Source organism: Psychroflexus montanilacus (genome assembly GCF_020164535.1).
GTDB classification, from domain to species: Bacteria; Bacteroidota; Bacteroidia; order Flavobacteriales; family Flavobacteriaceae; genus Psychroflexus; species Psychroflexus montanilacus.
This window is the reverse complement of record NZ_JAIQZC010000001.1, coordinates 210774-227323: the sequence shown is the minus strand read 5'-3', so window position 1 is coordinate 227323 and position 16550 is coordinate 210774. Positions and strand designations below refer to the sequence as shown.

16 protein-coding genes and 1 tRNA gene are annotated in these 16550 nt (G+C 35.2%); 5 read left to right on the top strand and 12 right to left on the bottom strand.

Going from position 1 to position 16550, the window contains the following annotated elements; all coding sequences use genetic code 11:
* Positions 1 to 66: 66 nt before the first annotated feature.
* On the bottom strand, positions 67 to 816 hold the full coding sequence (locus LB454_RS01085) for a hypothetical protein (protein ID WP_224462460.1): 750 nt from the start codon (positions 814 to 816) through the stop codon (positions 67 to 69).
* 182 nt (positions 817 to 998) lie between these two features.
* Here LB454_RS01085 and LB454_RS01080 point away from each other — a divergent pair, with 182 nt between their 5' ends.
* Positions 999 to 1184 (top strand): hypothetical protein, encoded by a 186-nt coding sequence (locus LB454_RS01080; protein ID WP_224462459.1) that lies wholly within the window; start codon positions 999 to 1001, stop codon positions 1182 to 1184.
* Between the two features lie 117 nt (positions 1185 to 1301).
* Here LB454_RS01080 and LB454_RS01075 read toward each other — a convergent pair.
* The 4 genes from LB454_RS01075 to LB454_RS01060 all read right to left on the bottom strand — a co-directional run bounded on the left by LB454_RS01075 (position 1302) and on the right by LB454_RS01060 (position 3851).
* A tRNA-Arg gene (locus LB454_RS01075) sits at positions 1302 to 1375 on the bottom strand.
* A 115-nt stretch (positions 1376 to 1490) separates the two neighbouring features.
* Entirely contained in the window at positions 1491 to 2333 is an 843-nt protein-coding gene (locus LB454_RS01070; RefSeq protein ID WP_224462458.1) for an OmpA/MotB family protein, read from the bottom strand.
* 78 nt (positions 2334 to 2411) lie between these two features.
* Positions 2412 to 3407, bottom strand: coding sequence for a glycosyltransferase family 2 protein (locus tag LB454_RS01065; protein ID WP_224462457.1), 996 nt, complete (start codon positions 3405 to 3407; stop codon positions 2412 to 2414).
* 3 nt (positions 3408 to 3410) lie between these two features.
* The gene (locus LB454_RS01060; RefSeq protein WP_224462456.1) at positions 3411 to 3851 is read right to left on the bottom strand and encodes a type I restriction enzyme HsdR N-terminal domain-containing protein; all 441 of its coding nucleotides are present in this window, start codon (positions 3849 to 3851) and stop codon (positions 3411 to 3413) included.
* Positions 3852 to 3893: 42 nt separating this feature from the next.
* Between LB454_RS01060 and holA the strand changes: the two genes are divergently transcribed.
* A complete protein-coding gene (gene holA / locus LB454_RS01055; protein ID WP_224462455.1) occupies positions 3894 to 4901 on the top strand; it encodes a DNA polymerase III subunit delta in 1008 nt (335 codons plus the stop codon).
* Here holA and LB454_RS01050 read toward each other — a convergent pair.
* The 6 genes from LB454_RS01050 to LB454_RS01025 form a co-directional block, all read right to left on the bottom strand.
* Positions 4898 to 5074, bottom strand: a complete 177-nt coding sequence (locus LB454_RS01050; RefSeq protein ID WP_224462454.1) for a Lacal_2735 family protein — start codon at positions 5072 to 5074, stop codon at positions 4898 to 4900. The two genes, holA and LB454_RS01050, sit on opposite strands and share 4 nt — an antisense overlap.
* 84 nt (positions 5075 to 5158) lie before the next feature.
* Positions 5159 to 7039, bottom strand: coding sequence for a T9SS type B sorting domain-containing protein (locus LB454_RS01045; RefSeq protein ID WP_224462453.1), 1881 nt, complete (start codon positions 7037 to 7039; stop codon positions 5159 to 5161).
* 31 nt (positions 7040 to 7070) lie between these two features.
* Entirely contained in the window at positions 7071 to 7895 is an 825-nt protein-coding gene (locus tag LB454_RS01040; RefSeq protein WP_224462452.1) for an SDR family oxidoreductase, read from the bottom strand.
* A 14-nt stretch (positions 7896 to 7909) separates the two neighbouring features.
* A complete protein-coding gene (locus LB454_RS01035; RefSeq protein WP_224462451.1) occupies positions 7910 to 8881 on the bottom strand; it encodes a 3-oxoacyl-ACP synthase III family protein in 972 nt (323 codons plus the stop codon).
* A 105-nt stretch (positions 8882 to 8986) separates the two neighbouring features.
* Positions 8987 to 9874 (bottom strand): cysteine synthase CysM, encoded by an 888-nt coding sequence (cysM, locus tag LB454_RS01030; protein WP_224462450.1) that lies wholly within the window; start codon positions 9872 to 9874, stop codon positions 8987 to 8989.
* Positions 9871 to 10671 carry a serine O-acetyltransferase gene (locus tag LB454_RS01025; RefSeq protein WP_224462449.1) on the bottom strand — a complete coding sequence of 267 codons (801 nt, stop codon included), beginning with the start codon at positions 10669 to 10671 and terminating at the stop codon, positions 9871 to 9873. The genes cysM and LB454_RS01025 overlap by 4 nt, the downstream gene beginning before the upstream one ends.
* A gap of 170 nt (positions 10672 to 10841) precedes the next feature.
* Here LB454_RS01025 and LB454_RS01020 point away from each other — a divergent pair, with 170 nt between their 5' ends.
* Entirely contained in the window at positions 10842 to 11891 is a 1050-nt protein-coding gene (locus LB454_RS01020; RefSeq protein ID WP_224462448.1) for a flavin monoamine oxidase family protein, read from the top strand.
* Here LB454_RS01020 and folK read toward each other — a convergent pair.
* On the bottom strand, positions 11883 to 13025 hold the full coding sequence (gene folK, locus LB454_RS01015; protein ID WP_224462447.1) for a 2-amino-4-hydroxy-6-hydroxymethyldihydropteridine diphosphokinase: 1143 nt from the start codon (positions 13023 to 13025) through the stop codon (positions 11883 to 11885). The genes LB454_RS01020 and folK overlap by 9 nt on opposite strands.
* Before the next feature lie 113 nt (positions 13026 to 13138).
* Here folK and LB454_RS01010 point away from each other — a divergent pair, with 113 nt between their 5' ends.
* Together LB454_RS01010 and LB454_RS01005 are read left to right on the top strand one after the other, a co-directional pair.
* The gene (locus tag LB454_RS01010) at positions 13139 to 13825 is read left to right on the top strand and encodes a queuosine precursor transporter (RefSeq protein ID WP_224462446.1); all 687 of its coding nucleotides are present in this window, start codon (positions 13139 to 13141) and stop codon (positions 13823 to 13825) included.
* A gap of 91 nt (positions 13826 to 13916) precedes the next feature.
* Positions 13917 to 16526 carry an AsmA-like C-terminal region-containing protein gene (locus LB454_RS01005; protein WP_224462445.1) on the top strand — a complete coding sequence of 870 codons (2610 nt, stop codon included), beginning with the start codon at positions 13917 to 13919 and terminating at the stop codon, positions 16524 to 16526.
* Positions 16527 to 16550 lie beyond the last annotated feature (24 nt).

Below are 16550 nucleotides of genomic sequence, written 5' to 3'. Positions count from 1 at the left end.
ATCGTAGGGCTTTTACAATTCAAAGGTCAATAAACCTATGCAGAACAAATCCAAATCAAAAAAATACTATGCAATTTCCAAAATGCTCAATACGTTGTAAGAACCATTCTTCAAGATGTATTGGCTACCATTCACCTCCTGAAAAAACTCTATGAGTAACAACATAACATCAACCCCTGTACCGGCAGGAACAGCAGGTGGCACCAATGTTTGAGTGGCCACTGTACTATCAATCGGTAAGTTCACAGCTGGACTAATCTCAATCGAATTTTCTCCCGTTTCAAAATCAATCTTTGCAAAAGCAGAAGTAAGGCTTACATGCGTAGCACCACTAGGGTAGGCTATATCATTCATCGGGTTTAAATCCGTCAAAGTAACTTGACCAGTAGCCGTATCAATGGCATAGGGTGCAAACAATACGGAGCCTATAATCGCCTTGTTATTAAAATTAAACCCTTTCAAAATCTCCTTTCCTTCCACGGTATTTAATCCAATAGAAACCTTTCTTTCCCCTCTAGCAGAAGTAGTATCAAGGTTTTTAATTTTGGTCATAGCCTGCGTAAGTCGGCTAGCCACCCTTCCATCCTTTGCCCTCATCAGCAAGTTCCTAACAGAAATACGAAGCAATTTTCCAGAAGATGCAGCAGCACCAAATTCACTTCCATTCTCTCGGGTTCTAACAAAGGCAGGATCATTCTGTATTCGTTCTTTCGATACGCCCCCTTTAGTTCTTACCAGATGACCATCCTTTGTCTTGTAGAACGTCATGTTTTCCAGCGTTCCTTCAATTTTTAAGATACCTCCAAGTTTTGCCATTTTCAAAAATTTTAAATTTACTCCAACAAATATAAACATAAGAATAGGAAATACTTATAGTTTTATTGTTTTGGTATAATAGTTTCCTATATTTGTCAATAATTCCGATACTGTATAATAAAGACCATACTTTAAGTATAGATAAAGCATATATAAAGTATCAAAAATAATAAGAAAAAGTTATGAGTAAGCGAGTTTGCATTTATCCAAAAGACATTGCCATGATCACTGGCAAAACAGTAAGACACGGTAGGAGCTTATTACAGCGCATTAGAAAGCATTACAACAAAGAACCCCACCAAGTAGTAAGTATATCAGAGTTTTGCGCATATATGGGCTTAAAAGAAGAAGAAATAAGCGTATATTAATATTCCTTTTTAACATCTATTGTGTTACAAAATACCTAAAAGCATAATTGTGTTACAAATGTGTTACAATGACAAATAAAAAAAGCCTTACAATTATGTAAGGCTTTCATTTTCAAGTGATCGCGACAGGATTCGAACCTGTGACCGTCTGCTTAGAAGGCAGATGCTCTATCCAGCTGAGCTACGCGACCTAATTTTGCGAGTGCAAATATAGAAATAATCTTCTTTTACACAACTAATCTTTTCCAATTTTATTAAATAAAAAAGCCTCACATAATTGTGAGGCTTTAGAATCATTAAGCTCAATTACTTAGCATCTTTCATACCATCTTCAATCATTCCAAAGAATTGATCAAGTTTTGGAAGAACAACTATTCTAGTTCTTCTATTTTTAGCTTTTCCAGCTGATGTATCGTTACTAGCTACAGGCTTATATTCTCCACGTCCAGCAGCTGTCATTCTTGCTGGTTCTACGTTGTAATCGTTTTGTAAAATTCTAACAACCGCAGTAGCTCTCTTAGTACTTAAATCCCAGTTGTCTTCAATATTTGTTCTAGATATTGGATCATCATCTGTATGTCCTTCTACCATAAACTCGAAGTCTTTCTTGTCATTTACAACTTTAGCAACTTTAGCCAATACTTTTTTAGCATCTTCAGTTACTTTAAATTGTCCGCTACCAAATAACAATTTGTCAGAAATAGATACAAATACTACTCCTTTTTCAACATTGATTTCGATGTCTTCATCATTCACATTATCAAGAGCTCCTTTCAAGCTTGTTACTAATGCTAAAGTTACACTATCTTTTTTGTTGATAGCATCACGCATAGTTTTGATTTGAAGATCTTTTTCTTTCATACTTTCTAAAGAGCGTTCTAAGTTTTCAGCACCTTTCTTAGAAATAGTAACTATTTCGCCTTGTGTATTTAGCAAAGCTGCATTTGTGTTTTGTAAAGTCTTGATTTGACTTTCATAGGACTCTCTAATAGATTTCTTGTCGTCTTCACAAGCTGAAAGTTTCATTTCAGCAGTTTTAAGTTCATCCTGTGTACTCTGATATTTGTCTTCCATTTCCGCAAATTTTTTGTTGGAAACGCAAGAGGTCATCAAAAGGCCAGTAATTGCAATAGCAAATAATTTTTTCATGATTCAATTTTAATTTTTAAGTTATACAAATTTAGTTTCTGTTAGTTAAATAATTTAAGAGTTAACAATTATTTATTGTCAATGTTTTAATTGATTAAACTGTTTACATTTTAATACAAAACTATGCCAAACTATGCTGTTAACAACAAATTTGTGTGATCTTTTTTTGAGATCTCTTCTCTTTTTTAGCAAGTCAGGGATTCGACTGTAAAAGCTCATGTGCGCTTGAAATATTGAAATGAAATGTGAAAATTGACCTTTCAATAAAAATCTAAACCCAGCCACTCCATCTAAAACCATTCTTATGAACAGGATAGCTGTAGGATTGTGATTTGAATTTTTCAAAATGTTGCTTAAGGAATTACGAAAATTCAGAAAAGTTTTGCGTGGACTTGATGCAGCTAGAGTACCTCCTCCTTGGTGATAAACCTCACTTCCAGAAGCACACCAGATGGTATAACCTAGATTTTTCAGCCTCCAGCATAAATCAATTTCTTCCTGATGTGCAAAATAACTTTCGTCAAATCCGTTAGCCTCTTCAAAATAATTCTTTCTCACGGCAAAGCAAGCACCACTCGCCCAAAATATTTCTAAATCTGTATCATATTGTCCTTGATCTTCTTCCAAATGATCAAAAATTCTTCCTCTGCAATAAGGATAACCAAGAGCATCTATAAACCCACCAGCTGCTCCAGCGTAGTCAAATTTATTTGGATGTTGGATAGATTTTATTTTAGGTTGAATGGCAGCTATCTTTTCAGAAGTTTTAAACAATTTCAAAAGAGCACCTATCCATCCGTGTGTGACTTCAACATCATTATTCAGTAAGATGAAAATCTCTTCCTCAACGTATTTTAAAGCTTCATTATAACCTCCTGCAAAGCCCATATTAGTCTTGTTTTTTAGAATAACGATTTCAGGAAATTTATCAGCTAGAAATTCAAGGGAATCGTCCGAGGATGCATTATCTGCCACATATATTTTTGCATTTTCAGAATGTGTTACAACCGATGGAAGATACTTTTCTAAAAGGGTTTTCCCATTCCAGTTCAAAATGACTACTGCTACATCCATATCTTAATGTGAAGGTAAATTTTCTAAAAAAATATAAGTCTCATTCATATAATCCATTTTGCAAAAATAATGATTCAAACCATTGGTAATCATTAAATACTCTGCTTTTAATGCCATATTATACCGTGCAATCTGGTCGAACGTTTCTTGATTTATACTAATGCCTGGCGCCTTGCATTCAACAACAAGTTCAATGGCTCCACTAGGCCTGTAACCCACAACATCATAGCGTTTTGTAATGCCATTAATGTCGATTTGGCGTTCTTCATTGAGTAGGTTGGGGGAGTATTTCTTTTCTCTTATTAAATAGTTGACAGTATGTTGCCTCACCCATTCTTCAGGAGTGAGTACCAGGTATTTTTTCCTTAAGATTGAAAATATAGCAGGTTTATTTTCTTTACTTTTGATTTTAAAAGAATACTCAGGAAAATTCAATTTTTGCATACCCAAAGAAACAAAATTGAATCAAATTGAAGCTCATCTACTATGAAGGATTTTAAATCTATACTCTCAGATCTCGATCAACGAAAGTTTTCTCCTATCTATTTTTTGGTAGGAGAGAGGGAGACCTTTTTTGTAGACCTTATTGCTAGCAAAATTGAAAATACAGTACTTTCGGATGAGGAAAAAGCGTTCAACCAAAGTATTCTTTATGGAAAAGATGTTACTATTGAAGATGTGATTGGGCAGGCTAAACAATATCCCATGATGTCCGAACATCGGGTCATTATAGTGAGAGAGGCTCAATCGTTGTTGAAAACCCTCGACAGTTTGTCTTCCTATGTAGAACAGCCTCAACAAAGCACTATTTTGGTGTTTTGTATTAAATATAAAAAGATGGATGGTCGCCAAAAAGTGACCAAACTCCTAAAGAAAGAAGCAGTTTACTTTGAGACAAAACCTTTGTATGATAATCAGGTGCCACAGTGGATATTTGAAACTTTATCTGCATCTGGTTTTTCAATTGCCCCAAAAGCATCAGAAATGCTGGTTGAGTTTCTTGGGAACAATCTTTCTCATATCTATAAAGAGCTGGAAAAATTACAACATGTATTACCAAAGGGTTCAAAAATTACGCCTGAACATGTTGAAGAAAATATCGGTATAAGTAAAGACTTTAATAATTTTGAACTTACCAAAGCCATAGGTGTTAAAGATGAAGTGAAAGCACAGCAAATTGTTGCTTACTTCGCTCAGAACTCAAAGAATCATCCCATACTACTTACGACGGCTCAGCTAAATTCATTCTTTAATAAATTATTGAGATATCATGCTCTAAAAGATAAGTCTCAATCTTCTGCGGCAAGAGCTTTGGGAGTTAATCCGTATTTCGTGAAAGATTATAGCTTTGCTGCACAAAAATATTCTATGAAGAAAGCCAGTCAGGCAATTTCACTAATTCGTGAAGTGGATTTGAAAGGAAAAGGTGTGAATTCCAATCAAATTTCTAATGGAGATTTATTGAAGGAATTACTCGTCAAATTAATGCGCTAATTTTGTTGAGCTTTCAACTTATCGATTTCTTTGGCCACATCATCGGCCTCTTTTAACTTGGCATCCGATTTTTGTCTATTACTTTTAGATAAGTCAAATGCTTCCTTCTGCAGCTTTTTATATTGTTCCTGAAGTTTTTCTAATTCAGTTTTCTTTTTAAATAATCCAAACATATTTTTTATTCAATAATAAATCTCTTGATACAATCAGTTCAGATTTAGAAGTAGAATTAACGAAAGTTTACACTGAAATGAAGTTTATCGCTTCAAAGTTATATTTCCACTATACGTTTTATCATTGATTTTGATACGATACCAGTAGTCGTCGACAGGCATATTTTTACCGTTATACGTTCCATCCCATTCAAATGGTGCTTTGTCACTTCGGATTAAAACTTTACCATATCTATCAAAAATGACAATTTCAAATACTTCGTAAAATATATCTCCTTCAATCTTGAAAGTATCATTGATTTGGTCTGCATTAGGAGTAAAAAAATCAGGAATAACCAAGTATAAAAACTCCTCACTTACTAGCCCGCATCCATTGTTTTCCTGGACGTAAACAGTATATAAGCCACCTTCTATATTATTGAAGATAGGTTGACTTTGAAAATTGTTTCCATCTATTGAATAACTAAAATCCCCATCATCAGTAGTTTCAATAATTAATGAGTCATCATTTTGTGAGATTTCTGAAATTTCTGGTGGAGAAATAGTTTCAACGTTGAAATCTTTGGAAACAACGCAGTTGTCTTCTGTAGTTATTTCAAGCGTATAAATTCCAGAACTATCAACTTCAATAAAGTTGGTTGTCTCGCCAGTACTCCATAAATAATCTACATTTTCAAAACTTTCACTCAGTATTAAACTTTGATTTTCACAAACTTCAATGGTTTCATCAAAAAGTTCTGGAGTGTCGAAGAGAGAATACTGGATAGCAACACGGTCGGGATTGGTGCAGTTACCTTCTATAGTTGTGCCTTCTGCGTAATAGATACCGTTGTTTTCTGGTTCAAATTCAAAAGTACCTTCTGCCAATAGATTTCCATCACTTTCACTATCGTACCAGTTCACACTTATACTGGAATTTGTCTCTACAACAATAGGCTGTGGAATTCCGTCACAAATGAACACATCACCTCTGCTTATTGGATCTATATACTCAATACTTTCTACTTCAAAAATTGTTGATATACTATTGCAGGCCGTGTTGTTTATATTAGAAGGGTCTTCCGCTACTAGAGTTCTATAAAATCTACTCTCTGAAATTTCAGGAATAACTAGCTGCGCATTAGTTTCTCCAGGAATATTATTCCAAATTTCACCATCAGTACTTTCCTGCCACTGATAATTATGAGATTCATAAACACTAAAATCTGGATTGGCTTCTATGGTGAAATCGTTCACAACCTCATTTTCACATAATTGAAGTTTTGTTTCATTATTTTCACCTAAAATTTCTGTAAAATCTCCACAGGATTTGAAAACTATATCATCAATAGCTAAGTCATTTCCACAGCCACCTTCACCATTATTGAGCATCTTTAAAATCACAGCATCCTGTCCGGGAAGTGTTGTGAATGTTAAACCAAACTGATTCCATGTGGGAGTATTTGTTCCATTTATGTCACCTGTATCACCTTCAGCTAAAAGTATTGTATCTGTTTCGTCCCAGATCTGAAATTTTACATTAACGGGAATACCTGCATTCGGGCAAATGTTTGAACTAGGATCATAAATGTTCATAAGATATGCTGAAAATTCATAAGAATTATTGATACAAAGCCCATCTACTGGAATTTGATAAAATAAGCCAGGTTCAGAAATAGGGTCATCACTGGCATTAACAATTAAAGCTTTGCCATTTGGATTCCCGGTATGATCGGGAGCATTGTGAAAGCTGCTAAGTTGCTGAAGGTTGGAAGAGATAGTGTACTGTCCGTCCTCAACATCTTGAGTCACAAATTCGTAATTGGTCACCTCTGCAGAGAGTGGAGGACCATTTTGAGTTCCTTGTCCAAAATCTTCTTCAAAAATAGGATCACCAGAATTTCCTTCACAAAACCCAAGCTGAGCCTGCATTGAAAATGTAATGGCAAATCCCATCACTACAAAAATGAAATACTTATAAATCAATACAAACTTTTATAAAAGTGACTAAATTTGCCTATCCCATAATATTATAGCCTCCATCCACATGTCTAATCTCTCCAGTCGTTCTTCCATTAGGTCTTAAAAGGTTTAAGACTTCGTAAGCTAAATCTTCTGGAAGAGCGTTACCAAGAGGGCTTTTGCGATGTGCAAATTCTACATCTTTCTCATTTAAAGTGGCATTACCAGCTTTACTTCCCATATAAGGTGAAAACCGAATACAATTCACTCGAGTTCCATTTTTTCTTCCCATTTCGTCGGCAAGTTCTACAGTGATACGCTCTAATGCAGCTTTAGCGATGCTGATATTTCTATAGGGGTGAAAGGTAACTTTGGAAGCAGCGATATAACTTAAGGAGCAAATGGAAGCATCAGCGTTCAACAAATTATTTTTGAATAAATGGCTTGTTAAACTTATAAGTGAAAATGCTGAAACCTCCATAGTATCACAAAACTCCTTGAAGGTGACATCAAGCAATGGTTTCACTACTTTATTTCTTATGGTTTTATCCATAGCAATGGCGTGAAGAAAACCGTCTACTTTCAGTTGTTTTGTTTTGAACTGTTCGCAAAAATCTGCAATGCTATCTTCTTGAGAAACATCTAAAATCTCAGTAGGAGTGTCTTTTCCTAATTCTTGATGAACACTTTCTTGAAAGTCTTTAAAATTTTGATTTAGAAAGGCTTTAGCCTTATCCGATAAATTATCGTGAAACTTGCTTACTCCAAGCCCTGTACAAATAACTTTACCTCCGTTTTCTTTTATTTTCTTGGCAACATACATAGCCAGTGAATGCTCATCTGCAATGCCTGTAATAAGATATGTTTTTCCTTTAAGCATAATTTAAATTTTGATTACCATTTATATAGTGCCGTCCCCCAGGTCCATCCCGCGCCAACGGCTGCAAAAAGCAATACGTCGTCTTTTTTGAATTTGCCAGCTTTATGAACTTCGTCTAAAACCAATGGAATTGTGGCTCCAGAAGTGTTGGCGTACCTATCCATATTGGTCATCACCTTCTCAAAAGGCATATTTATTTTTTCTGCAATAGTCTTTAAAATTCCAATACTTGGTTGATGTGGAATCATGAAACTCACATCATCAATCGATGTTTTTGTTTTTTCTAAAAGTTCATGAATAGATTCGGGTACTACTTTTGTAGCAGTATCAAATACTTCTTTTCCATTCATTTGAAAATAATGTAATCTATTGTCAAGTGTTTCTTTAGAAGCTGGGGTTTCAGAACCGCCTCCAGGAATTGTAAAATGCTCTTTTCCTCGTCCATCAGAATGTAAGTTGAAATCAATAAACCCCTTATCTTCTTCAGTTTTACTTAATACAAGAGCCCCTGCACCATCACCAAAAAACACAGAGTCTCTGCGTTCCCAATCTATAATATTGGAAAAGGTGTCTGCACCAATAACTAGTACATTATTATAAACACCGTTTTTTACAAATTGATAACCTACTGAAATGGTGAATAAAGCACCAGAACATACAGCCGCTACATCAAAAGCAACGGCATTAAAGGCCTCCATTTTTTCCTGAACAAAACAAGCACAAGAGGGAGCCTGCCGGTCTGGAGTAGTGGTAGCAACAATAATAAGATCGATATCTTCTACTTCAAGATTTGCATTTTTTACGGCATCCAGTCCTGCTTTGTAAGCCAAGTCACTTGTTGCTTCATCTTCAACAATACGGCGTTCTTTAATGCCAAGTTTATTGTAAATCCATTCGTCTGAAGATCCAACTTTTTCAAAAAAGGAATTGGGAACAATTTTAGGTGGCACATAAGCACCAGTTCCACTTATAAATACATTAGGCATAGATTATAATTTATGCGTTAAGTGTCGAAATTTAAGTTTTTAATTCACTTTTTAGGATAAATATAGAAGAAGTCTTATAAATTTAACATTTAGCCTCTTCAGCAATTAGCTCTCAAATAGATCGGAAGATAAATAGCGATCACCCCTGTCGCATATGATACTTACGACAACTCCATGATCCAAACCTTCACAAAGCTTCACAGCTGCTGCTGTTGCACCGCCAGAGCTCATGCCCGAAAAGATGCCTTCTTTTTCTGCAAGGTATCTCGCCATCTTTTTGGCTTCCTCTTCGTTCACTTCATAAATATGATCAACACGTTTGGGGTCGTAAATTTTAGGTAAGTATTCATCGGGCCACTTTCGTATCCCCGGGATTTTAGTTCCTTCGGCAGGATGCACCCCCACCAGCTGAATGTTTTTATTTTTTTCTTTAAGGTACCTGGATGTTCCCATAATGGTTCCTGTAGTTCCCATAGAGGATACGAAATGAGTTACTTTTTGGTCAGTATCTCTCCAAACTTCCGGGCCAGTAGTTTTGTAATGTGCTTTCCAATTATCCTCATTTCCAAACTGATTGAACATGTAATAATCTCCAGTTTTTACTTTTTCTTCAGCATAATCTCTGGAATACATAATTCCTTTTTCTCCGTCTGTAAGAGTAACCTTTGCTCCATATGCCATCATCGTTTGAACGCGTTCTTTTGTAGCATTTTCTGGCATCACGAGTTCTATATCCAGGCCAAATATACCTGCAACCATAGCCAAAGCAATACCCGTATTTCCACTAGTTGGTTCTATTAGTTTGGTGTTTTTATCAATATCACCACGCTCCATGGCGGATTTTATCATGTTGTACGCTGCACGATCTTTTACACTCCCGCCGGGATTTTGACCCTCGAGTTTTAAGTATAGTGTTACGTAAGGATTTTTTACTAAGGTTTTGGCCTCAACAATGGGGGTGTTGCCAATCAGGTCTAATATACTTCTGTTCATGTTTTTTTGTTTTCGTTGATTTTCACCATCGATTTATGAGTAACTGTAGATCTTCCAGCTACAGATTTGGTTAACCAAACATTTCCTCCAATAGTAGATCCCTCTCCAATCACAGTTTCTCCACCAAGTATTGTTGCGTTGGCGTAGATCGTTACATCACTTTTGATGGTAGGATGTCTTTTTTGATTTCTCAATGTTTTATCTACGAGCATGGCACCAAGGGTAACTCCCTGATAAATTTTCACCCGGTCTTCAATTTCTGAAGTTTCTCCAATCACTACGCCGGTGGCATGATCTATAAAAAAAGGATTTCCTATAATTGCTCCAGGGTTAATATCTGTTCCTGTTTTGGTATGAGCGCTTTCGGACATTAATCTGGGAACCAACGGAAGACCAAATTCTAGTAAGGCATGACTCAACCTGTAGATAGCAATTGCATAAAATCCAGGATAAGCTAAGTAAACTTCGTCTATAGAATTGGCGGCAGGATCATTTTCTTTGATGAAACAGGCGTCATTATTAAGTTTTTGAAGAATATCTGGTAATTTTTTCATGAAATCTGTCCAGATTTCACGACAGGGGTCTTCTTCTTTGAAGCATACCAAATCTGCCAGGGTTTTAAATTGTAATTCCAATTCATTCATTCCTGTTGTAACATCCGTTTCTTTATCAAAAAGTGTGAGAAAAAGCTGTTCAGTAAACTTCTCGGTTTTACTTTTTATTTGATATAAATTAGAAACCTTAGCTTTTTCAATCTCTATTTTTTGAATGATATCTTGCTTTAGTGTTGTAGACATGTAGCTAAATTAAATAACTAAAATTATTATTCTGCAATCTTTTTTTAAAATGTGAAAGTAAGAGTTCAATACTAAAGTATATCTGCTTTAATTCAATTTTAAACTTACTTTACAACTTCTGTATCTTAACTCCTGAATGTAAACCTGCATATTTGCAAGAAAATGAGTTGATGCAAAATGTTTTAATTATTGGAGCTGGCTTAAGTGGATTGTCTACAGCTTACACTCTTAGAAATGCTAATGTTAACCTTACTATACTCGAGGCAAGACCTAGACTCGGCGGACGAATTTATACCAAAAAAGAAAATCAGCTTCATCTGGAAATGGGAGCTACCTGGTTTGGACCACAGCATACAAGCCTTCTCAAATTAATTAATGTGCTGAATATTCCATATAAAGTTCAGGAAAATGGTAGAGAAGCTATTTATGATTTTAGACCTAATGGGAATATAGAACGATTTCAAATTCCTCATCAAGGGGCTGCTACTTACAAGTTTGAAAATGGTACTATAGATTTGATTGATGCTTTGCATCAAGAAATTTCAGCTTCAATTATGTATAACGAAGTAGTTAAAACCATTACTTACGATACTCACTTTAAGGTAAAAACTGAAAGTAATCAGTTTGAGGCAGATTATGTTATTGTAAGTCTTCCTCCGCAGTTGGTCCATGATAGTATTCAAGTTGAGCCTGCTTTGCCAGATTTATTCAAGGATTTGCTATCCAGCACTCACACATGGATGTCAGACTCTATCAAATTCTCCACTGCTTTCGCGTCTGATTTTTGGAAGACCAACCAATTTATAGGAACGCTGATGAGTCCTCATCAAATTATTCAGGAAATGTATGATCACAGCGATTTAAACAAAGCTCAACATGGTCTTGTTGGTTTTTTGAACTCAAGATATTCCCATGTAAATCAACAACTGAGAAAAACTAAAGTTTTGAATCAGTTAAAAAGTATTTTTACAAACAAGTCGTTTGAGACGAAAGCCTACGCAGATGTCAATTGGAGGGCTGAGGAATTTACCATTCATAAGAATGCCAAGTCTTTGGTTCCTCATCAAAATAATGGCAATCCTCAACTTAGAACTGCTTTTTACAATGACAGATTATTTTTTTCAGCTTCAGAGACTGCAGCTCAAACCCCTGGTTATATGGATGGAGCGGTGCATCGCGGGGTTGAAGTAGGAGAACTGCTTTTAAATAAACTAGCGTAAAGATTTTGTGTTGATTTCTGAAATTTTTTCTATCAGGTACAAATAATCTTCACGGTTGGCGACGAAATCCAAATCTGATATATCAATAACTTTTACATCTATTTTGTTCTGAGATTTAAAAAAATTCAGATACCCATCGTGAATGCGTTTCAGGTAATCTGGAGTGATATTTTGTTCGTATTCACGCCCTCTTTTCTTAATGTTTCTGAGCAACCTCTCAATATTCTGATATAAATAGACATAGACATCTGGCTTTGGGACTTCACTGTACATAATGTCAAAAATCTTTTTGTACAAAGCATATTCGTCTTCCTGAAGTGTCACCTTTGAAAATATCAACGACTTGTTGGGATTATAATCCGAGATGGCAAAATCTGAAAATAAATCCAGTTGTGATATATCGTCCATCAACTGCTGGTGGCGATCTGCCAGAAAGGACATTTCCAGAGGGAATGCAAACCGGGCTTGATCTTCGTAAAATTTTGGAAGAAAGGGGTTGTCTTTAAAACGTTCCAAAATCAACTTCCCATTAAAATCTTCAGCAATCATTTCTGCCAGACTGGTTTTTCCAGAACCAATATTCCCTTCAATGGTAAGGTAATTCACCTGTCTAAATTCAGCTTTCTTGTGCTGAAGTTGATCTGAAATAGCTTCAATAGGTGAGGTGTCCTTACAGTTATTTATGAGCTCTGATACACTTTTATTTAATGTAGGGTGAATAAGATTTGGAACTAAATCTGCCAGTGGGTATAAAACGAAACTCCTTTCTATCAATTTAGGATGAGGAACTGTGAGCCGTTCTGAAACAATGGTTTCATTTCCGTAAAATAAGATATCAAGGTCTATGGTTCTTGCCTGGTATCCTATGTTTTCAACTCTGATTCTTCCTAATTGAAGTTCTATAGTTAAAAGCTTTTCCAGAGTCACCTCAGCAGAAAATCTTGTGTTTACTTCGATGACAGCATTCAAAAAATCATCACCCTCAAATCCCCAGGCTGGCGTTTTATACACTTTAGAAACCCTGGTGACATCTCCAATGGCTTTGTATACTTCATAAACGGCTTTTTTAAGCCAGTCCATTTTTTCACCCTGATTGCTGCCTAAAGCGATATAAGTTGTGGTAATGATCTTCAATGTGTTAAGAAAATTTTAATAAATATTGATTTACAATCGGCTATGAAAATAGGCGATTCCATGATTTTGCAGCTTAAATTTGCTGCAAAGGTAAATATCAAAACCAAATATATTTGAGAGCAGGACAAAAACTTTCCGCAGAACATATTTTTCTCGTATTAACAGCTTTATTTATTACCTCTTTAGTTGTTTCGAACTTAATATTTCAGAAATTTTTTTACTGGGATTTTTTTGGAATTTACACTTTTGAAATTTCTGTTGGCGTTTTACCATACCCTATCACGTTCTTAATTACTGATACTGTCAGTGAAATTTATGGAAGAAAAAAAGCAAACCAGGTGGTGACGCTCGGTATTTTTGCGTCTGTATTTTCCTTACTTATCATTTTTGTCTCCAACTCAGTACCTTCTACAAGCTGGTCACCCATAGGTGATAATATATTTGATGACGTATTTGGGGCATCTACAATTGCAGTAGCAGCCTCTATGATGGCCTACTTACTGGCACAGTATGTTGATATTTACATTTATCACTTTTGGAAAAAACTGACGAAAGGCAAGTACCTATGGTTAAGAAATAATTTTTCCACTTTTTCATCACAGTTTGTAGACACCTTTGCAGTAGTTTTATTGCTTAGCATTTTCGGTGAACTTAGGTGGGAACTCTTTTGGGGATTGATCTTGAGTGGATTTCTCTTTAAAGCTCTTATCGCTCTATTGGATACACCGCTCTTATATTTAATCGTCTACTTTTTTAGAAAAAAATTCGATCTCAAGCCTGGTGAAGAGCTTTCAGAGTGATTTTCACCTTACTTCAACAATTCTAAATTTTAATTCTTTTTTTGGTATTTAAGCAAAGGCATTATGTAATTTTAGCTTCAAATAGTAAATTATGAAAAAGGCTTTTAAAATTCTAGGCGTTGTTGTATTGATACTCATTATAGGATTGTTTTTAACTCCAATTTTATTCAAAGGAAGTATTGAAAAAATGGTAAAAAAAGCAGCCAATGATAATGTAAATGCTAAGGTAGAATGGTCCTCCCTGAATCTAAGTCTTTTCAGAAATTTTCCAAATGCTAGTTTGAGCTTAGAGGAAGTGAGCGTTACCAACAAAGCACCATTTGAGGGCGATACGCTGGTATATGCTAAAGAGTTTAATGTAGCTATGGGCATTATGCAACTTTTCAAAGATGAAGGGTTAAGCGTAGATAAGTTATATTTAAATGAAGCTTTTATAAACGTAAAAGTTGATTCTCTTGGAAATGCAAATTACGATATTGCTAAAGCCTCTGAAGCTTCAGAACCTCAAGAAAGTCAACAAAGTAAACCTTTTCAGCTTAATCTGGATCATTATGAAATTAACTCTTCTCGAATTAATTATTTAGACGAAAGCGGGAATATTTTTTTGAAATTAAAAGAATTCAATCATAGCGGTGATGGAGATTTTGCTGAATCAGTATTTACTCTTAAAACACACACAGATTCCAAAGTGTCTTTCGATTTTGATGGGACTAACTATTTAAATGACAACTCAATAGTTTTGGATGCCGACTTAGAAATGGATCTTGAAAACATGAAATTTTCATTTTTAGATAACGAGGCTCGGGTAAATCAGCTTCCACTTCGGTTTGAAGGATTTGTGCAGCTTTATGAAGACTATAATGATATTGATATCCAATTTTCAACCCCATCTTCTGACTTTAAAAATTTCTTAGCCTTAATTCCGGAAGCCTATGCTTCCAGCCTTGATGGTGTAACAACAACGGGGGATTTTGAGTTGAAGGGTATGATAAAAGGTCGCGTAGATGAAACTTATATTCCTAAACTGGATATAAAAGCATCGAGTTCCAATGCTTCTTTTAAATATCCAGATTTACCCAAAAAGGTAGAAGATATTTCACTTAATTTAGAAATTAAAAATGAAAGTGGACTTGTAGAAGATACTTATATCAATTTTAACGATGTCAAATTCAGAATAGATCAGGATCGTTTTGCTGGAAGTGGTTCTGTTAAAAATCTGACTACCAATATGCTGATAGATTTGAAAGCTAAAGGTAGATTGAATCTTGCCAATATTTCTAAAGCTTATCCTGTGGATCTAGAACAGGAACTAAGTGGATTTTTGGATGCTGATTTGGTAACCAATTTTGACATGAATTCTATTGAACGTGAAGCTTATCAAAATGTTACAGCAAATGGTTCAATGAAATTATCTAAGTTTGATTATGCTTCACCAGAGCTTGCTAAATCTTTACATATTGAAGTAGCAACGGTAGACTTTACAACCAATGCGGTAAAGTTGAACAATTTCGAAATGACCTCTGGTTCTACTGATCTAAAAATGACAGGTAACCTTAATAATCTGTTAGGTTTTGCCTTTTCAGATCAGCCACTTAAAGGAAAGTTTAATGCTACTTCAAGTAATTTTGACGTTTCAGATTTTATGGTTGAAAGTTCTAATGAATCAGAATCTTCATCGGAACAACAAACATCCAAAACTGATACTGACTCCAACTCTTCAGAAGAAGCTATTCAAATTCCTAAGTTCCTGGACATCGTCTTGAACTTTGACGCTAAAAGCGTGAAATATGATAATCTTACTCTTAAAAATGCTAAAGGAAGTCTTGCTTTAAGAGAAGAAAAAGCTATTTTGGATAATGTCAGTGCAGATCTATTTGGTGGGAATATAAAACTAGACGGAATGGTATCTACAGCAGGTGCGCCAAATTTTGATATGAAATTGAGCCTCAATACTATCAAAATTGTTGAAGCATTTCAACAAATGGAATTAATAAAGGGACTGGCACCTATTGCACAGGCTTTAAACGGAGTGGCAACAACAAACCTATCTTTAAAAGGAAACTTAACCAAGGATTTGATGCCGATTTATACTTCTTTAACTGGAGATGCTTTGGCTAAAATCATCAGTGCTGAAGTAGAGGAAAACAAAATGCCACTGGTGTCAAACCTTAATAATCAATTTCAGTTTTTCGATTTTAATAATTTGAAAGTCAATGATTTGATTGCTAAATTGAATTTTAAAGATGGCGCCATCAATGCAGAAAATTTTGATTTCAAGCTTGATGATGTCAAGGTAGACGTTTCTGGTAGCCATTCCTTTGACAACACGATGAATTATAATCTAAAGTTTAATGTGCCGGCTAAATATTTTGGGGATGAAATAGGCGGCAGACTGGCTCAATTGAGTAATTCCGATTTAAGTAAAATGAATGTAGATGTTCCTGTGGTTCTGTCTGGAAGTTTTAATAATCCTAGGATACAGGTCAATACGCAAAATGCGATACAAAGCTTGACTTCACAAATAGTTGATGCCCAAAAAGAGAAAGCCAGGAATACGATAAAAGATAAGGCTGGAGAACAAATTGACAGACTTCTTGGTGGTGACAAGGATAAGGATAGCACCAAAACCAAGGAAGATGATGTAAAAGATAAAGTAAAAGATGTTCTTGGTGGCTTTCTAAAAAAGAAAAAAGATAATTAGATTTACCGAAAATTAAAATAGTTG